The organism is Streptomyces sp. NPDC021562 (genome assembly GCF_040640875.1).
Classification (GTDB): domain Bacteria; phylum Actinomycetota; class Actinomycetes; order Streptomycetales; family Streptomycetaceae; genus Streptomyces.
The window spans coordinates 1-17,460 of the sequence record NZ_JBFACN010000015.1 but is presented as its reverse complement, the minus strand read 5'-3'; the positions used below and the strand labels follow the sequence as shown (position 1 = coordinate 17,460).

Here is a 17,460-nt window from a genome sequence, read left to right as displayed (position 1 = left end):
GTCAGCCCCTCCCGAGGAGCAGTCGGGCCTCGCCCACGGTGATGACGGAGCCGGTGACCAGCACCCCGCCGCCGGCGAACTCGCCCTCCTCCTCGGCCAGCGTGATCGCGGCCTCCAGGGCGTCCGGCAGCCGCGGTTCGACCTGGACGCGGTCCTCGCCGAAGACGTCGACGGCGATCGCGGCCAGTTCGTCCGCGTCCATCGCGCGGTGACTGGTGTTCTGGGTGATCACGACCTCGGCGAAGACCGGCTCGAACGCCTCCAGCAGGCCCCGGACGTTCTTGTCGGCGCTGGCCCCGACCACGCCGATCAGCCGGCTGAAGTCGAAGGCCTCGCCGACGGCCTCGGCGGTGGCGCGGGCGCCGGCCGGGTTGTGGGCGGCGTCCAGGACGACGGTGGGAGAACGTCGTACGACTTCGAGGCGGCCCGGCGAGGAGACCCCGGCGAACGCCTTGCGGACCGTGTCGATGTCGAGGGGCTCGGGGCGCTGGGAGCCGACCCCGAAGAACGCCTCGACGGCGGCGAGCGCGACGGACGCGTTGTGGGCCTGGTAGGGGCCGTGCAGCGGGAGGTAGACCCCGCTGTACTCGCCGCCCAGGCCGCGCAGGGTGAGCAGCTGGCCGCCGACGGCGATCTGGCGGGCGACGACGCCGAACTCCAGGCCTTCGCGGGCCACGGTCGCGTCCACCTCGACGGCCTTCTTCAGCAGCACCTGGGCCGCGTCCACCGGCTGCTGGGCCAGGATGACCGTCGCGTCCTGCTTGATGATCCCGGCCTTCTCGGCGGCGATCTCCGCGGTGGTGCCGCCGAGCCGGTCGGTGTGGTCGAGGTCGATGGGGGTGACCACGGCGACGTCGCCGTCGATGACGTTCGTGGCGTCCCAGGAGCCGCCCATGCCGACCTCGACGACCGCGACGTCCACGGGGGCGTCCGCGAACGCCGCGTACGCCATGCCGGTGAGCACCTCGAAGAAGGACAGCCGGTAGTCCTGCTGGGAGTCGACCAGGTCGAGGTAGGGCTTGATGTCCTGGAACGTCTCGATGAACCGCTCGGCGGAGACCGGGGCGCCGTCGAGGCTGATGCGCTCGGTGATCGACTGGACGTGCGGGCTGGTGTAGCGGCCGGTGCGCAGTTCGAAGGCGCCGAGCAGGGCCTCGATCATGCGGGCGGTGGAGGTCTTGCCGTTGGTGCCGGTGATGTGGATCGAGGGGTACGAGCGCTGCGGCTCGCCCAGCACGTCCATGAGGGCGGCGATACGGGCGACCGAGGGCTCCAGCTTGGTCTCGCCCCAGCGGGTGGCGAGCTCCGCCTCCACCTCGCGCAGGGCACGGTCGACCTCGGGGTCCTCGGGGCGGGCCGGGACGTCGGGCTGCTGCGGACCGCCCTGGGTACGCAGGGTCCGGCTGCCGGCCTCGATCACCGCGAGATCGGGGTCGCGGTCCGTCTCGGCCGAGATGATCTCGTCGAAGTCGTCGAAACTCTCGTTGGGGTCGCGCGGGGGCAGATCACTCACGCAACCAGTCTACGGAGCCCCCCGCCCCCACGTACGCGCGGTCACGCCGACGACTGCGCATGGAGCCGCCTTTCCGGCGCGGGCCGGGCGGAGCCGACGGGGAGCAGCGCCGGCGGCCGGCGTCGGGGACGGTTCGCCGGCCGCGGGGGCTGTCTCCCCGGCGTGGGCCACCGGCTGCCCGGTGCGGCGCGCGCGGAGCCGACGGGGAGCAGCGCCGGCGGACGGCGTCGGGGACGGTTCACGACCGCCCGCGGGGGTCTGCCGGTCGGGGGGCGGGGACGGGCGATGCGTACCCGGCGGCGCGGGCCCCGGGTGCCCCGGCGCGGGCGGGCCGGTCGGCCGCTGCGGGACGGGGAAGGCGCCAGGGCGGACGGCGTCGGACGACCGGGGGTGACTTCCTCGACGCCCGCGCAGGGATGCCGGGTGGCCGTGTGGCTGGGCGGCGGGGCTGGGCCGGGGAGCGGGCACGGGCGGTGTGCTCGGCGCCTGCGGGAGGGGGCGCCAGGTGGCGTCATGGTCGGTGGACGGGGGGGCGACGCGGGCGCAGGCGGGTGCCCCGCTCTCCTGGTGGAGGGCGGGGCGCCCGTCGGGGGGTTGGGGGTCAGGCCTCGGGGAGGCGGTTCAGTTGGGTCTGGAGGCGGGTGATGTCCTCCTCCGCCTTGGCGAGGCGGCCGCGGATCTTGTCCACCACGTTGTCCGGGGCCTTCGCCAGGAACGCCTCGTTGCCGAGCTTGGCCGTCGCCTGTGCCTTCTCCTTCTCGGCCGCCGCGAGGTCCTTCGCCAGGCGCTTGCGCTCGGCGGCGACGTCGATGGTGCCGGACAGGTCCAGGGCGACCTCGGCGCCGGCGACCGGCAGGGTGGCGGTGGCGGTGAAAGCGTCGCCCTCCGGCTGGAGGCGCAGCAGCTGGCGGATCGCGGCCTCGTGCGGGGCCAGCGCCGTGCCGTCCAGGGTGAGGCGCGCCGGGACCCGCTGGCCGGGCTGGAGGCCCTGGTCGGCGCGGAAGCGGCGGACCTCGGTGATGACGGACTGGAGGGTTTCGATCTCGCGTTCGGCGGCCTGGTCCCGGAAGCCCGAGTCCTTCGGCCAGTCGGCGATCACGACGGACTCGCCGCCGGTCAGCGTGGTCCACAGGGTGTCCGTGACGAACGGGACGACCGGGTGGAGCAGCTTGAGCGTGACGTCGAGGACCTCGCCGAGGACGCGCTGGGAGACCTCGGCGCCCCGGCCGCCCGCCTGGAAGGTGGTCTTGGACAGCTCGACGTACCAGTCGAAGACCTCGTCCCACGCGAAGTGGAAGAGGGAGTCGGACAGCTTCGCGAACTGGAAGTCGTCGTAGAACGCGTCGACTTCCGCGACCGTCTCGTTCAGGCGGGAGAGGATCCAGCGGTCGGTCGCCGACATCTCGGCGGCGTCCGGGAGCGGACCCTCGACGGTCGCGCCGTTCATCAGCGCGAACCGGGTCGCGTTCCAGATCTTGTTGGCGAAGTTGCGGGACGCCTGGACCCAGTCCTCGCCGATCGGGACGTCGGTGCCGGGGTTGGCACCGCGGGCCAGGGTGAAGCGGACGGCGTCGGAGCCGTACTTGTCCATCCAGTCCAGCGGGTCGACGACGTTGCCGAAGGACTTCGACATCTTCTTGCCGCGCTCGTCACGGACCAGGCCGGTCAGCGCGATGGTGCGGAAGGGGACCTCGCCGTCCATGGCGTAGAGGCCGAACATCATCATCCGGGCGACCCAGAAGAAGATGATGTCGTGGCCGGTGAGCAGGACGTCGGTCGGGTAGAACTTCCGCAGGTCGGCGGTCTGTTCGGGCCAGCCGAGGGTGGAGAACGGCCACAGGCCGGAGGAGAACCAGGTGTCGAGGACGTCGGTGTCCTGCGTCCAGCCCTCACCGGTGGGCGGCTGCTCGTCGGGGCCGACGCAGACGACCTCGCCGTCCGGGCCGTACCAGACGGGGATGCGGTGGCCCCACCACAGCTGGCGCGAGATGCACCAGTCGTGCATGTTGTCGACCCAGTCGAAGTACCGCTTCGACATGTCCTCGGGGTGGATCTTGACCCGGCCGTCGCGGACCGCGTCGCCCGCGGCCTGCGCGAGCGGGCCGACCTTGACCCACCACTGCATGGACAGGCGCGGCTCGATGGTGGTCTTGCAGCGCGAGCAGTGGCCGACGGAGTGGACGTAGGGACGCTTCTCGGCGACGATCCGGCCCTGCGAGCGCAGGGCGCCGACGATCGCGGAGCGCGCCTCGAAGCGGTCCAGGCCCTGGAAGGGGCCGTGGGCCGTGATGACGGCGCGCTCGTCCATCACGGTGATGGCCTCCAGGCCGTGACGCTGGCCGATCGCGAAGTCGTTCGGGTCGTGGGCCGGGGTGACCTTGACGGCGCCGGTGCCGAACTCCGGGTCGACGTGCGTGTCCGCGACGACCGGGATGGTGCGGTCGGTCAGCGGGAGCTTGATGCGCTTGCCGACGAGGTGGCGGTACCGCTCGTCGTCGGGGTGGACGGCGACGGCCGTGTCACCGAGCATCGTCTCCGCGCGGGTGGTGGCGACGACCAGCGTCTCCTCGCCTTCGCCGTACTTGATGGAGACCAGCTCGCCGTCGTCCTCCTGGTACTCCACCTCGATGTCCGAGATGGCCGTCAGACAGCGCGGGCACCAGTTGATGATGCGCTCGGCGCGGTAGATCAGCTCGTCGTCGTAGAGCTTCTTGAAGATGGTCTGGACGGCCTTGGACAGCCCCTCGTCCATGGTGAAGCGCTCGCGGTCCCAGTCGACGCCGTCGCCGAGCCGGCGCATCTGGCCGAGGATCTTGCCGCCGTACTCTTCCTTCCACTGCCAGACCCGCTCGACGAACTCCTCGCGGCCCAGGTCGTGGCGGGACTTGCCCTCCTCGGCGAGCTGCTGCTCGACCTTGTTCTGGGTGGCGATGCCGGCGTGGTCCATGCCCGGCAGCCACAGCGCCTCGAAGCCCTGCATGCGCTTGCGGCGGGTCAGCGCGTCCATCAGCGTGTGCTGGAAGGCGTGGCCCAGGTGCAGTGAGCCGGTGACGTTCGGCGGGGGGATGACGATGGTGTACGCGGGCTTGTCGCTCTTGGCGTCGGCCGCGAAGTAACCGCGCTCCACCCAGCGCTCGTACAGCGTCCGCTCTACATCGGCCGGCGCGTACTGGGTCGGCAGTTCGGTGCTGGGCGCGGTGGGCTGCTGCTGAGCGTTGTCGGTCACGGGCTCAGTTTAGAGGTGTCCCGGGCGTGTCCCGAAACGCGTTTGTTCTGTAACGGCGAAGACCCCCGCGCCATGGGTCCCCTGTGACTGCGCCAGGATGTCAGGAACACATGAGCATCTGGAGGGGAACCCAGAGATGAGCTACAACCAGCCGGGCCCGTACGGGGGGCCGCCGCCTCAGCAGCCGGGACCGTACGGGCAGCAGCCGGGTCCGTACGGCTCGCCGCCGCAGGCGCCCCAGCCCGGCTACGGCTACCCCCAGCAGGCGCCGCCGGCCCAGCCCGGGCCCTACGGGCAGCAGCCCGCGCAACAGCCGGGGTACGGCTACCCGCAGCAGCAGGGCGTTCCCCCGCAGCAGAACCCGTACGGTCAGCAGCCGCCGCCCTACGGTCAGCCCCCGTACGGCCAGCCGCCCTACGGCGCTCCGCAGCCGCCGGCTCCGGGGGGCGGGAAGAAGAAGACGGGCCTGGTCATCGGGGCGGTGGCGGTGGTGGCCGCCGTCGCGGTGGGCGCGTACTTCGTGCTCGCGGGCGGCGGGAGCGGGCTGAAGGACGACGGGCCGCACAAGCTCACCGCGCCGGCCTCCCTGCTGTCCGCCAAGTACCAGCGGGTGGGTGACTCCAGCGAGGAGAAGACGAGTTCGAGCGACGCGAAGGACCTCGCCCAGGCCGGTGTCACCGACGCCACCTCGGTCAACGCGATCTACTCGACCGTCGACCTGCAGTCCCTGAAGCTCACCGATCCGACGGACGTGGCGAAGGCGCAGACCGCCGAGAACGTCACCCTGTTCGGGCTGTACGGCACGGTGAAGGACCCGCAGACGGCGCTCGACACCACCTTCGCGAACATGAAGAAGGACGGTTCCTCGTCCGACGGCGTGCAGTTCGTCGGCGACGCGCAGTCCGTGTCCCCGGCCGGCCTGGACGGCGCGGTGATGAAGTGCCAGCAGGCGAAGGGCAAGAACCAGCTCACCGGCAAGGTCCAGACGGCGTACCTGTGCATCTGGGCGGACTACAGCACCATCGGCATCGTGGAGCCGACGGCGGCGGTGAAGTCGTACAGCGTCGACGAGTCGGCGAAGATCGCCGCCGACGTGCGGGGTGAGGTGCGCGTCGCCAGGTAGGCGGGCGGAGGAGGACGAAAGCGCCGGGCACCTCCGAGGAGGGCCCGGCGCTTCCGTGTGCTTGTGTGTCGAGCGCGGTCACGCCGACTTCTGCTCGCCCGACCCCCGGCCGCGGGCGTCGCGGGGGATCAGGGTCGGGTTGACGTTGGAGTGGACGACGTCGGCCGTGATGACGACGCGGGCCACGTCCTTGCGGGACGGCACCTCGTACATCACCGACATCAGGACCTCCTCCATGATGGCGCGCAGGCCGCGGGCGCCGGTCTGGCGGAGGATGGCCTGGTCGGCGATGGCCTCCAGGGCCTCGCGCTCGAAGTCCAGTTCCACGCCGTCGAGTTCGAACAGGCGCTGGTACTGCTTGACCAGCGCGTTGCGCGGCTCGACGAGGATCTGGAGGAGGGCTTCCCGGTCCAGGTTGTGGACGCTGGTGATGACGGGGAGGCGGCCGATGAACTCGGGGATCATGCCGAACTTGACCAGGTCCTCGGGCATGACGTCCTCGAACTGGTCCTTGGCCTCCAGCTCCCGCTTGGAGCGGATGGTGGCGCCGAAGCCGATGCCCTTGGCGCCCGCCCGGGACTCGATGATCTTCTCCAGTCCGGCGAACGCGCCGCCCACGATGAACAGCACGTTCGTCGTGTCGATCTGGATGAACTCCTGGTGCGGGTGCTTGCGGCCGCCCTGCGGCGGCACGGAGGCCGTGGTGCCTTCGAGGATCTTCAGCAGGGCCTGCTGGACGCCCTCGCCGGAGACGTCCCGGGTGATCGACGGGTTTTCGCTCTTCCGGGCGACCTTGTCGATCTCGTCGATGTAGATGATCCCGGTCTCGGCCTTCTTGACGTCGTAGTCGGCGGCCTGGATCAGCTTGAGGAGGATGTTCTCGACGTCCTCGCCCACGTAGCCGGCCTCCGTCAGCGCGGTGGCGTCGGCGATCGCGAACGGGACGTTCAGCATGCGGGCCAGGGTCTGCGCCAGGAGGGTCTTGCCGGAGCCCGTGGGGCCCAGCAGCAGGATGTTGGACTTCGCCAACTCGATGGCGTCGTCACGGCCTTGGGCGCCGCCGTTCTCCCCTGCCTGGACGCGCTTGTAGTGGTTGTACACCGCGACCGAGAGGGCCTTCTTGGCGGGCTCCTGGCCCACCACGTAGCCCTCCAGGAACTCGTAGATCTCGCGGGGCTTGGGGAGTTCCTCCCAGCGCACCTCGCTCGTCTCGGCGAGCTCCTCCTCGATGATCTCGTTGCAGAGATCGATGCACTCGTCGCAGATGTACACACCGGGCCCTGCGATGAGCTTCTTGACCTGCTTCTGGCTCTTGCCGCAGAACGAGCACTTGAGCAGATCGCCGCCGTCACCGATGCGTGCCACGGTGTGCTTCCCCTTCGCCTGGGAGACGCCTGGACTCTGTCGAATCCAGCGGCTCCTGGTGCTGCCTTATGTCGACGGTACCTTGCCGGGCCCCCCGTACGGGCCCCCCTTGGCACGGTTCACTGTGACGTGCGCCTTGCCGGGCACGTGGTCAAACCGTGCCAAGGGCGGCAGAGAATACATCCTCTGTCAGCGGCCTCGGTCAGCGGACGGACGAGTTGTTCATCTTCCGGGTGGAGATGATCTGGTCCACGATGCCGTACTCGAGCGCTTCCTCGGCCGTGAGGATCTTGTCGCGCTCGATGTCCTCGCGGACCTGCTCGATCGGCCGGTTGGAGTGCTTGGCCAGCATGTCCTCCAGCTGGTCGCGCATCCGCGTGAACTCGTTGGCGATGATCTCCAGGTCGGAGAGCTGGCCCCGGCCGGTGGAGCCGGCCGGCTGGTGGATCAGCACCCGGGAGTTCGGCAGCGCCATGCGCTTGCCGGGCGTGCCGGCGGCCAGCAGGATGGCCGCGGCGGAGGCCGCCTGGCCCATGCAGACCGTCTGGATGTCGGGCTTCACGAACTGCATCGTGTCGTAGATCGCCGTGAGGGCGGTCATGTCGCCGCCCGGGCTGTTGATGTAGATCGAGATGTCCCGGTCGGGGTCCATCGACTCCAGGCACAGCAGCTGCGCCATGACGTCGTTGGCGGAGGCGTCGTCGATCTGGACGCCGAGGAAGATCACGCGCTCCTCGAAGAGCTTCGCGTACGGGTCGTACTCGCGGATGCCCTGGGAGGTGCGCTCGACGAAGCGCGGGATGACGTAGCGGGCGTCGGGCCGGGGCCCGTCGTAGCGGGCGTCAGCGGCGCCGGGGAAGTTGCTCATGAGGGTGTTCACCGTCCTGGTGGCGTTCGGGGGGCTGGAGTCGCGGAGCGTGGCGTGGCCGGGCCTGGTCTCAGGCGCCGGTGCCACCGCCTCCCGGAACACCGGAGGCATGCGTGATGATCCCGTCGATGAGACCGTACTCCTTGGCCTCTTCCGGGGTGAACCAGCGGTCGCGGTCGGCGTCGCGGAGGATCGTCTCGATCGACTGGCCGGAGTGCAGCGCGGTCAGCTCCGTCATGGTCTTCTTGGTGCGCAGCAGGTACTGGGCCTGGATCTTGATGTCCGAGACCGTACCGCCGAGGCCCGCGGAGCCCTGGTGCATCATGATGTCCGTGTGCGGCAGGGCGAAGCGCTTGCCGGCGGTGCCGCCGGTGAGCAGGAACTGGCCCATCGAGGCCGCCATGCCCATGCCGATGGTCACCACGTCGTTCGGGATGAACTGCATGGTGTCGTAGATCGCCATGCCGGCCGTCACCGAGCCGCCGGGGCTGTTGATGTAGAGGAAGATGTCCTTGTCGGGGTCGGCCGCAAGGAGCAGCAGCTGCGCGGTGATCTTGTTGGCGATGTCGTCGTCGACCTGCTGGCCGAGGAAGATGATCCGCTCGCCGAGCAGCCGGTTGTAGACCTGGTCGCCGAGGCCACCACCGATGGAAGGCTCGCCGGCGGCGGAGGGCATCAGATTCGTCACGTATCCACCTGCTCGTCTTACGACGGCGCCGGGCCGTCTCACGTTTCCGTAGCCGGGGGCTTGGCTGCCCTCGTACTCATGGACCCTAACGCGATGGTCCCTTCGGGGAATCCCGGTAAGAGGGCTGTTCGCCGGGGGCGTAGCGGCTACGGCGGCGGGCCGGTCGCCACGCGCCGTGGTTGTGGGGCGCCTGGGCGCGTGCGCGTGCGCCGTGGCTCGTCGCGCGGTTCCGCGCGCCCCTCAGGGGCGCGTCGCAGCCCGGGAACGACGGAAGGGCCCCGGGGATGCGCGGTCCCAGGGGCCCCTGTACGCCGTTACGGGCGCCGGAGGGCTCAGCCCTCGGTCTTCTCCTCGCCGGTGGCGTCGGCGGCCTCGGCGGCGGCCTCAGGGGCCTCCGTCGCGGTCTCCGCCTCGTCCTCGTCCTCGTCGTCGAGGTCGACGATCTCGCCGTTGGTGTCCTTCACCGTGGCGGCCTCGACCACGACGGCCAGGGCCTTGCCGCGGGCGACCTCGCCGACCAGGAGCGGGACCTGGCCGCCCTCGACGACGGCCTGGGCGAACTGGTCGGGGGACATGCCGGAGGAGGCCGCACGCCGCATGAGGTGCTCGGTGAGCTCCTCCTGGTTGACGTTGAGGTTCTCCTTCTTGACCAGCTCGTCGAGGACGAACTGGGTCTTGATGCCCTTGACCGCGGCCTCGCGGGTCTCGGTCTCGAACTCCTCGGCGGTCTTGCCCTGGATCTCCAGGTACTTCTCGAGGTCGAGGCCCATCTGGCCGAGCTGGTGGTGCTCCAGGTTGTGCTTGCGGGTGTTGATCTCGTCCTCGAGGAGCTTCTCGGGGACGGGCACCTCGACGAGCTCCAGGAGCTTCTCGAGGACGCGCTCCTGGGCCTGGGTGGCCTGGTCGTACGTCTTCATGTTGGCGAGCCGCTTGCGGCTGTCCGCCTTCAGCTCCTCCAGGGTGTCGAACTCGGAGGCGAGCTGCGCGAACTCGTCGTCCAGCTCGGGCAGTTCACGCGCGGCGACCTGGGTGATCTTTACGGTGACCTCGGCCTCCTTGCCGGCCGCGGAGCCGCCCTTGAGCTCGGAGGTGAAGGTGGCCTCCTCGCCGGCCGACTTGCCCTTGACGGCGTCGTCGATGCCGTCGAGCAGCTCGCCGGAGCCGATGGTGTAGGAGACGCCGTTGGCGATGCCGTCCTCCAGCACCTCGCCGTCGACCTTGGCCTCCAGGTCGATGGTGACGACGTCGCCGTCCTCGGCGGGGCGCTCGACGGGAGAGGTCGAGGCGAAGCGCTCGCGGAGCTGCTCCACGGACTTCTCGACGTCCTCGTCGGTCACCTCGACGGCGTCGACCTCGACCTCGATGCCGGTGTAGTCCGGGATCTCGAGGGCGGGGCGGACGTCGACCTCGGCGGTGAAGTTCAGCGTGTCGCCGTCCTTCAGCTCGGTGATGTCGACGTCGGGCTGGCCCAGGGGGCTCAGCTCGGCCTCGTTGACCGCGTCGGTGTAGAACTTCGGAAGCGCGTCGTTGACGGCCTCCTCCAGGACCGCACCGCGGCCGAACCGCTGGTCGATGACGCGGGCCGGGATCTTGCCCTTGCGGAAGCCCTTCACCGTGACCTGCTGGTTGATCTTCTTGTACGCCGCGTCGAGGCTGTCCTTGAGCTCCTCGAAGGGCACCTCGACAGTGAGCCGAACCCGGGTCGGGTTCAGGGTCTCCACGGCGCTCTTCACGGTTCGGTCTCCTTGTGGCTGACTTCTCGGGTTCTGCCGGGGCCAGAGGGGCCCGGCGGAGTTTCGCCGCCCGGAGGAGTTCGTAGGCCGCCGTCTGGCGGGCCGGGACACACGGGCGCGCAGCTTGCATAGTAACCGCAGCCGCTCAGCGCCCCAAAAGGCGATCAAGACGGACGCCGTCAGGTGGTGGTCGGGGTGGCGGGATTTGAACCCACGGCCTTCCGCTCCCAAAGCGGACGCGCTACCAAGCTGCGCCACACCCCGTTTCGGTGCGACACGTAGGGTACATGCCCGGGCACGCCCGCGTCGGCCGCATTGTGCACCCGGGCCGGGCGCGCGTCCCCGCCGCCCGGCCTGTTGGCCTCGGCACCGGGCGACCCGCTACGATGCCTCCTGTGCCGCGGTCACCGACCTGCGGCGCGTGCTGTGCGGGCGTAGCTCAATGGTAGAGCCCTAGTCTTCCAAACTAGCTACGCGGGTTCGATTCCCGTCGCCCGCTCTGTATGCCGAAGGCCCAGGTGTGAGGGTAGGTCTACCCGCTCCCTGGGCCTTCGGCGTGCCCAGGGAGCGGTCCGTCGCGTGGTTCGTCGCGCGGGATCAGAAGTTGATCGAGTTTATGGTCTGCGCCAGCGAGTCGAGGAAGCGCTGGATGGACGGGGCCATCCCGGTCGAGGCGAGGAAGAAGCCGAAGAGCACGGCGACGATGGCGGGGCCCGCCTTGATGCTGCCCCCTCTCATCAGCACTACCAGGACGATCGCCAACAGCAGCACCACAGACAGTGAAATGGCCACAACTGATCACACCCTCGGTCGGTCCGCTCTCCCGGCCCAGGGGTACGGCCCGCACCCCCGCCAGATCCATCGTGCCACCAACCCGGCCGCACTATGCGGCTCGTGACACAACGTGGACAACAGGCCCCACTCCGACAACCGCTCGCACGGTAATTCGAGGGCCCACCCGCCCTCGGGCGCACGGTAATTGACGGCCTTGGTTTCCATGTCCACACAACCCGTGCGCAGGTAATTCGAATTGTCCTCACAGGCGCGGCAAGGGCGGCGCACAACGGGCCGATATGCGGCATTTCATCAGGATGAAAAGGGACATCACGGATGGAAGTGCGGGATGGAACCGCATAGGGATCGGCGTCAATCCGCTTGCGTCATCCGGCGTTTCGGTGGCAGTGGTCGCGCATAAGCAGTATTCGCTTCGGTGGTTTTACGAAATCGCACAGGCGCCGCTAGGGTGCCTCAGATGTCTGACGCCGCCACGTCCCCCGGCCAGAACCGAACACCCCGCCTCCCGGCCCCGCCGCCGCCCGGCAGACCCCGCGACGCGTTCTTCGACAACGCCAAGTATTTGGCGATCGTGCTGGTCGCGATGGGTCACTCATGGGAGCCGCTGAAGGGCGACAGCCGCGTCCTGGAGGCGATGTACACCGTCGTCTACGCGTTCCACATGCCGGCGTTCATCATCATCTCCGGCTACTTCTCGCGGACCTTCGACATGCGCCCGGACCGGGTGCGGAAGCTGGTCACCGGCGTCGTGGTGCCGTACGTCCTGTTCGAGACGGCCTACTCCCTCTTCCAGCGCTACGTCGGCGGGGCCGCCGACCAGGACATCAGCCTGCTCGACCCCTGGTACCTGACCTGGTTCCTGTGCGCCCTGTTCGTCTGGCGGCTGACCACCCCGATCTGGCGGACCGTCCGCCACCCCCTCCCGCTCGCCTTCGTCGTCGCGATGCTGGCGTCCGTCTCCCCCAGCATCGGTGACGACCTGGACCTCCAGCGGGTGCTGCAGTTCCTGCCCTACTTCGTGCTCGGTCTGTGCCTGCGGCCCGAGCACTTCCGGCTGGTGCGCCGGTGGCCGGTGCGGATCGCCGCGGTGCCGGTGTTCGCCGCCGCGCTGCTGTTCGCGTGGTGGTCGGTGCCGCGCATGAACACCGGCTGGTTCTACCACCGTGACTCGGCGCAGGAACTGGGCGCGCCGTGGTGGTGCGGGCCGGTGATGGTGCTCGCCCTGTTCGGCTGCTCGCTGCTGCTGACCGCCTGCTTCCTCTCCTGGATACCGGGCCGGCGGATGTGGTGCACGGCCCTGGGCGCCGGCACGCTCTACGGCTACCTGCTGCACGGTTTCGTCGTGAAGTACGCCGACCACGAGGGCTGGTTCGACGCGCGGTGGCTGCACGGGCCGCTCGGCGAGATCCTCGTCACCGCGGTCGCCGGGGCGGGGGTGACGCTGCTGTGCACCGGCCCGGTCCGGCGGGTGTTCCGGTTCGCCATGGAGCCGAGGATGGACTGGGCGTTCCGGCGCGACGCGGTGGCGGCGGCCCGGGAGCGGGGGCGTCAGGGTCAGGAGAGCGCGCGGAGCCGGGGCAGCCGGGAGCCGGTCAACGCCTGACGCACACTACGCCGGCAGGCCGAGGAGGGCGCGCATCCGGGCGTACTTCTCCGTCAGCCGTTTCCGGGTGGCCGCGTCCAGTACGGCGAGCCGCCCGGGGTCGGCGTTGTGCGCGAGGTCGGCCTCCTTGACGAGCAGTGCGCCCGGCGTGCCGAGGATGCGGCCGGCGTACGACTCGGGCGGCTCGCCCGCACGCCTGGTGAGGGCGAGTACGACGGCTTTCGTACGGTCGCTCAGCGGCGCGGCCGCCAGCCACTGCTCGGTCAGGGCCTCGTCCTCGACCGAGTCGTGCAGCCAGGCGGCGGCGATCTGGTCGTCGTCCCCGCCGCGGGCCCGTACCCCGTCGGCCACGGCCGCCAGGTGCTCGACGTAGGGACGGCCCGCCTTGTCGGTCTGACCGGCGTGGGCGGCCCGGGCGAGTCTCTCGACCTCGGGGAGGGAGAGGCGGGGCGCGGTCATCTCGCCGCCTCGCGGCAGATCAGCAGCAGGGCCCGGTCGTCGTTCACGTCCTTGGCGACCGCCTCGATCAGGTGCCAGGCCGCGCCGTGGAAGCCGCCGGCGACATAGCGGTCGGCCTCGCCCGTCAGTCGGTCGATGCCCTCCACGATGTCCCGGTCGGACGTCTCCACCAGGCCGTCCGTGAAGAGCATCAGGACGTCTCCGGGGCGCAGGGAGCCCTTGACGGAGTCGAACTGGGCGCCGTCGTACACGCCGAGGAGCGGGCCCTCCGCGGCCTTCTCCTCCCAGCGGCCGCTGCCCGCGCTGAGCTGGAGGCCCGGCGGGTGGCCCGCGGAGTACAGCTCGTAGTCACCGGAGTCGAGGTCGAGGACCAGGTGGATGGAGGTCGCGAAGCCTTCGTCCCAGTCCTGGCGGAGCAGGTAGCCGTTGGCGGCCGGGAGGAAGGCGTGCGGGGGCAGGGAGCCCAGCAGGCCGCCGAACGCCCCGGAGAGCAGCAGCGCCCGGGACGCGGCGTCCATGCCCTTGCCGGAGACGTCCGTGAGGACGACCTCCATGGTGCGGCCGTTGTTCGTACGGGCCGCGACCACGAAGTCACCGGAGAAGGACTGCCCGCCGGCCGGCCGCAGGGCCATCTCGCGGTGCCAGCCCGGCGGCAGCTTCGGCAGCTTGCTCTGCACCCGGATGCGTTCGCGCAGGTCGAAGAGCATGGTGCCGCCGCGCCGCCAGGGCACGCCGACGCGGCTGCGGAACTGTGCGGTGAGCAGTCCGAAGAAACCGCAGGCGGCCACGGTCAGGACCACTCCGGGAGTGACCCGCGAGGGACCCTCCGTGTAGGGGCCCAGCCGTACCGACTCCACGATCAGGGCCGTCGCCGCGGCCGCGTACAGGCCGAGCAGGCTCGCCGGGCGCAGCAGCAGGCCGCCCGCGACGATCGGCAGGACCAGCGTGGCCGGGGAGAACCACACGGAGTTGGCGAGGGTCATGGCCGCGAGGACGGGGATGGTCAGGAGCAGTCCGGCGAGGGCGATCCAGTCGGAGCCGTCGCCGCGGAAGTAGTCCACGGCGCTTCTGCGCACGCCGACGCGGGCCCGGTGCCACTGCATCTTCCACCGGGCCGTCAGCGTCTCGGCCTTCCCGCGCCGCTCTCCGTCTGCTGCCATCAGTTCGGGACCCTATCCATCGGACCAGCTGCTTGGCACGGGAGGTCCCACTTGTCCCCCGTCCGAGACTCAACTTCAGGTGCGACTTCACAGTGAACTTCACCGGAAGGCCTCGCGTCGCCGTCCGGGAGAAATTCGCTGGCTCGTCCTGCAATGCCCTGGTAGGCATGACGCATGACGACCGAACGCCCGACCGACGTGAAAGTCCTGCGTAGCGAGGAGTTCGACGGGTGGTGGGACCACCTGGTGCGGGCCTTCGGGGCGGGTCCGGCCTCGGTCGGGGAACGCGAGCTGGACCGGTCCCTCACCGAGACCGAGCGGGCGCTGGCCGTGTGGGACGGGGCCGAACTCGTCGGTACGACCGCGGCGTTCCGCTTCCGCATGACCGTGCCGGGCGGTGCCGTGCTGCCCGCCGCGGGCGTCACCATGGTGAGCGTGTCCGCGACGCACCGGCGGCGCGGGGTGCTGACGTCGATGATGCGGCGCCAGCTGGACGACGTGCGGGAGTGGGGCGAGCCGCTCGCCGCGCTCACCGCCTCCGAGCCGGCGATCTACGGCCGCTTCGGGTACGGCGCCGCGACCCACCAGCTGCTCGCCGACATCGACACGAGCCGGGTGACGCTGGACGTGCCGGCCGGCACCGACGCCGTACGGCTGCGGTACGCCGGGCCGGCCGAGGCGCTCGCCGAGTGCGAGGCGGTGTACGCGCGCACCGTGCCGCTGCGCCCCGGGATGCTGGTCCGGCAGCCCGGCTGGGAGCAGGTGGGGCTGCTGGACCCGGAGAGCGAGCGGGACGGGGCGTCGGCGCTGCAGTGCGTGGTCGCCGAGCGGGACGGGGAGGTCACCGGGTTCGCCCGGTTCCGTACGAAGCTGGGCTGGGGGGCGGGCGGGCACGACGGCACGGTGACGCTGGAGGAGCTGGCCGCCCTCGATCCGGCGACCGACGCGGCGCTGTGGCGGTTCCTGTTCGGCATCGACCTGATGACGACGCTGGTGGTGCGCAGGCGGCCGGTCGACGACGCCTGGCAGTACCTGGTCTCCGACATCCGGCGCTGCCGTACGCGGCTGCGGGACATGGGGTACGTGCGGCTCGTCGACGTCGGCGCGGCGCTCACGGCGCGTACGTACCAGGCCCCGGTGGACGTGGTGCTGGAGGTGGCCGACGCCTTCTGCCCCTGGAACGCGGGGCGTTGGCGGCTCACCGGGGACGCCAAGGGCGCGTCCTGCGAACGTACGTCCGACGCGGCCGACCTCGCGTTGTCCGTGCGGGAGTTGGGGACGGTGTACCTCGGCGGGGTCTCCCTGCTGTCGCTGGCGCGGGCCGGGCGGGTGCGGGAGCTGCGGCCGGGGGTGCTGGCGGAGGCGTCGGTGGCGTTCGGGTCGCCGGTGCCGCCGTGGCTGCCGCACGGTTTCTGACACGCGGTCGCCCGGGGGGCGGCGGTCAGCTCCGCTGGCAGCCGGGGCACCAGAAGAGGTTGCGGGACGCGAGGTCGGCGGTGCGGATCTCGGTGCCGCAGAGGTGGCAGGGCAGGGTGGCCCGGCGGTAGACGTACACCTCTCCGCCGTGGTCGTCGACGCGCGGCGGGCGGCCCATCGCCTCCGGGGTGTGCTCGGGCCGGACGGTGTCGATCCGGTTGTTGCGGACCCCCTCGTGCATGAGGGCGACGAGGTCGGCCCAGACGGCGTCCCACTCCGCCGGGGTGATGTCCCGGCCGGCGCGGTAGGGGTCGATGCGCTGCCGGAACAGCACCTCGGCGCGGTAGACGTTGCCGACGCCCGCGACGACCTTCTGGTCCATGAGCAGCGCGGCGACGGTGGTGCGGCTGCGGGAGATCCGCCGGTAGGCGAGGCCCGGGTCGGCGTCGTCGCGGAGCGGGTCGGGGCCGAGCCGGGCGTGTACGGCCGCCTTCTCCGCGTCGTTGATCAGGGCGCAGGTGGTGGGGCCGCGCAGGTCGACGTAGGAGGTGGCGTCGGTGAGGCGCAGCCGGACCGTGTCGGCGGCCGGGGGCGCGGGGACGGGGCCGAAGGTGACCTTGCCGAAGAGGCCGAGGTGGATGTGCACCCAGTCGCTGTCGCGGAAGCCGAGGAAGAGGTGCTTGCCGTGCGCCTCGGTACGGGCGAGGGGGGCGCCGTCGACGAGGCTCGCGGCGTCGGAGAACTTGCCCTGCGGGCTGCTGGCGCGGACGGGGCCGGTGAGACGGCCGTAGTCCAGCGCCAGCCGGTGAATCGTGTGCCCTTCTGGCACGAGCCGGGTTTCCTTTCCGCCCACCTGCTGACTCGATCGACCGAGGAGCGAGGAGCGAGGGGGCCGGTGGACGGGGGGCCGCTGACCCGAGGTCAGCGGGCCGGCGGATCGGTGGGCCGGGGCCCGGGGTTCGCAGGCCCGGGGGCCGAGGGCCCGGTGGCCCGCAGGCCAGGTGGGCCGGTGGGCCAGGGGCCGGGGTTCGCAGGCCCGGGGGGGGCCGAGGGCCCCGTGGCCCGCAGGCCAGGTGGGCCGGTGGGCCAGGGGCCGCAGGCCCGGTGGGCCCGAGGCCCGGTGACCCGGAGGTCCGCAGGCCCTGAGGGCCGAGGGCCCGGTGGCCCGGAGGTCCGAGGTGCGCAGGCCCGGTGACCCGGGACCCACCGCCCAGTAGGCCGGGGGCCCGCAGGCCCAGTGGCCCGCAGGCCCGGTGACCCGCGGGCCCGGTGACCCGCGGGCCCGGGAATCGAAGGCCCGGGGTCCGCAGGCCCAGTGGCCCGCAGGCCCGGGGTCCGCGGGCCCCGGTGGCCCCGGGGTCCTTGGGGCCGAGGGCCGGTGACCCAGGATGTGCAGGCCCGGCGGGCCAGGGTCCGCGGCCCGGCCGGGGCCGGCCCGGGGGTTAGGGGGGGGGGGGGGGGGGGGGCAAGGGGGGGAGGGGGGCCGGGATTTAGTAAAACAACCCCAAAAA

Annotated in this window: 13 protein-coding genes and 2 tRNA genes; 4 read left to right on the top strand and 11 right to left on the bottom strand. The window is 71.1% G+C overall.

All coding sequences use genetic code 11. The features are described from left to right. Window position 1 precedes the first annotated feature (1 nt). Together AB0G52_RS23540 and AB0G52_RS23535 are read right to left on the bottom strand one after the other, a co-directional pair. Window positions 2-1,513, bottom strand: coding sequence for a folylpolyglutamate synthase/dihydrofolate synthase family protein (locus AB0G52_RS23540; RefSeq protein WP_361338345.1), 1,512 nt, complete (start codon window positions 1,511-1,513; stop codon window positions 2-4). Between the two features lie 601 nt (window positions 1,514-2,114). Continuing rightward, window positions 2,115-4,739, bottom strand: coding sequence for a valine--tRNA ligase (locus AB0G52_RS23535; RefSeq protein WP_132886823.1), 2,625 nt, complete (start codon window positions 4,737-4,739; stop codon window positions 2,115-2,117). A gap of 136 nt (window positions 4,740-4,875) precedes the next feature. On the opposite strand from AB0G52_RS23535, the gene AB0G52_RS23530 reads away from it, so the two are divergent. Further along, window positions 4,876-5,862 (top strand): hypothetical protein, encoded by a 987-nt coding sequence (locus AB0G52_RS23530; RefSeq protein ID WP_132886824.1) that lies wholly within the window; start codon window positions 4,876-4,878, stop codon window positions 5,860-5,862. 78 nt (window positions 5,863-5,940) lie between these two features. Here AB0G52_RS23530 and clpX read toward each other — a convergent pair whose 3' ends face one another. From clpX to AB0G52_RS23505, 5 genes are all read right to left on the bottom strand, one after another. After that, window positions 5,941-7,227, bottom strand: coding sequence for an ATP-dependent Clp protease ATP-binding subunit ClpX (gene clpX, locus AB0G52_RS23525; RefSeq protein WP_132886825.1), 1,287 nt, complete (start codon window positions 7,225-7,227; stop codon window positions 5,941-5,943). 202 nt (window positions 7,228-7,429) lie between these two features. Next, complete coding sequence (locus AB0G52_RS23520) at window positions 7,430-8,095, bottom strand: ATP-dependent Clp protease proteolytic subunit (protein WP_132886826.1); 666 nt, start codon at window positions 8,093-8,095, stop codon at window positions 7,430-7,432. Window positions 8,096-8,165: 70 nt separating this feature from the next. After that, window positions 8,166-8,771, bottom strand: coding sequence for an ATP-dependent Clp protease proteolytic subunit (locus AB0G52_RS23515; protein ID WP_132887059.1), 606 nt, complete (start codon window positions 8,769-8,771; stop codon window positions 8,166-8,168). Window positions 8,772-9,115: 344 nt separating this feature from the next. Next, entirely contained in the window at window positions 9,116-10,516 is a 1,401-nt protein-coding gene (gene tig / locus AB0G52_RS23510) for a trigger factor (protein WP_165939242.1), read from the bottom strand. 187 nt (window positions 10,517-10,703) lie between these two features. Next, window positions 10,704-10,780 (bottom strand) — tRNA-Pro (locus AB0G52_RS23505). 164 nt (window positions 10,781-10,944) lie between these two features. Here AB0G52_RS23505 and AB0G52_RS23500 point away from each other — a divergent pair. Further along, window positions 10,945-11,015 (top strand) — tRNA-Gly (locus tag AB0G52_RS23500). 98 nt (window positions 11,016-11,113) lie between these two features. Here the strand turns inward: AB0G52_RS23500 and AB0G52_RS23495 are convergent. Next, a complete protein-coding gene (locus AB0G52_RS23495) occupies window positions 11,114-11,308 on the bottom strand; it encodes a hypothetical protein (protein WP_046734331.1) in 195 nt (64 codons plus the stop codon). Window positions 11,309-11,768: 460 nt separating this feature from the next. Here AB0G52_RS23495 and AB0G52_RS23490 point away from each other — a divergent pair, with 460 nt between their 5' ends. Beyond that, window positions 11,769-12,914 carry an acyltransferase family protein gene (locus AB0G52_RS23490; RefSeq protein ID WP_361338341.1) on the top strand — a complete coding sequence of 382 codons (1,146 nt, stop codon included), beginning with the start codon at window positions 11,769-11,771 and terminating at the stop codon, window positions 12,912-12,914. A 6-nt stretch (window positions 12,915-12,920) separates the two neighbouring features. Here the strand turns inward: AB0G52_RS23490 and AB0G52_RS23485 are convergent, their stop codons facing one another. Next, on the bottom strand, window positions 12,921-13,373 hold the full coding sequence (locus AB0G52_RS23485) for an HD domain-containing protein (RefSeq protein WP_361338339.1): 453 nt from the start codon (window positions 13,371-13,373) through the stop codon (window positions 12,921-12,923). Further along, entirely contained in the window at window positions 13,370-14,533 is a 1,164-nt protein-coding gene (locus AB0G52_RS23480) for a PP2C family protein-serine/threonine phosphatase (RefSeq protein WP_361338337.1), read from the bottom strand. The genes AB0G52_RS23485 and AB0G52_RS23480 overlap by 4 nt, the downstream gene beginning before the upstream one ends. Window positions 14,534-14,707: 174 nt before the next feature. Here AB0G52_RS23480 and AB0G52_RS23475 point away from each other — a divergent pair, with 174 nt between their 5' ends. After that, complete coding sequence (locus AB0G52_RS23475; RefSeq protein ID WP_361338335.1) at window positions 14,708-15,949, top strand: GNAT family N-acetyltransferase; 1,242 nt, start codon at window positions 14,708-14,710, stop codon at window positions 15,947-15,949. Between the two features lie 25 nt (window positions 15,950-15,974). Here AB0G52_RS23475 and AB0G52_RS23470 read toward each other — a convergent pair whose 3' ends face one another. Further along, window positions 15,975-16,778, bottom strand: a complete 804-nt coding sequence (locus AB0G52_RS23470; RefSeq protein ID WP_361338333.1) for a DNA-formamidopyrimidine glycosylase family protein — start codon at window positions 16,776-16,778, stop codon at window positions 15,975-15,977. Between the last annotated feature and the right edge of the window lie 682 nt (window positions 16,779-17,460).

Excerpts from the sequence above, each read along its gene's own strand:
- AB0G52_RS23480 (WP_361338337.1), bottom strand. The coding sequence starts at position 14,533 with ATGGCAGCAGACGGAGAGCGGCGCGGGAAGGCCGAGACGCTGACGGCC.
- AB0G52_RS23530 (WP_132886824.1), top strand. The coding sequence starts at position 4,876 with ATGAGCTACAACCAGCCGGGCCCGTACGGGGGGCCGCCGCCTCAGCAG.
- AB0G52_RS23490 (WP_361338341.1), top strand. The coding sequence starts at position 11,769 with ATGTCTGACGCCGCCACGTCCCCCGGCCAGAACCGAACACCCCGCCTC.
- AB0G52_RS23475 (WP_361338335.1), top strand. The coding sequence starts at position 14,708 with ATGACGACCGAACGCCCGACCGACGTGAAAGTCCTGCGTAGCGAGGAG.
- AB0G52_RS23485 (WP_361338339.1), bottom strand. The coding sequence starts at position 13,373 with ATGACCGCGCCCCGCCTCTCCCTCCCCGAGGTCGAGAGACTCGCCCGG.
- AB0G52_RS23520 (WP_132886826.1), bottom strand. The coding sequence starts at position 8,095 with ATGAGCAACTTCCCCGGCGCCGCTGACGCCCGCTACGACGGGCCCCGG.
- AB0G52_RS23515 (WP_132887059.1), bottom strand. The coding sequence starts at position 8,771 with ATGCCCTCCGCCGCCGGCGAGCCTTCCATCGGTGGTGGCCTCGGCGAC.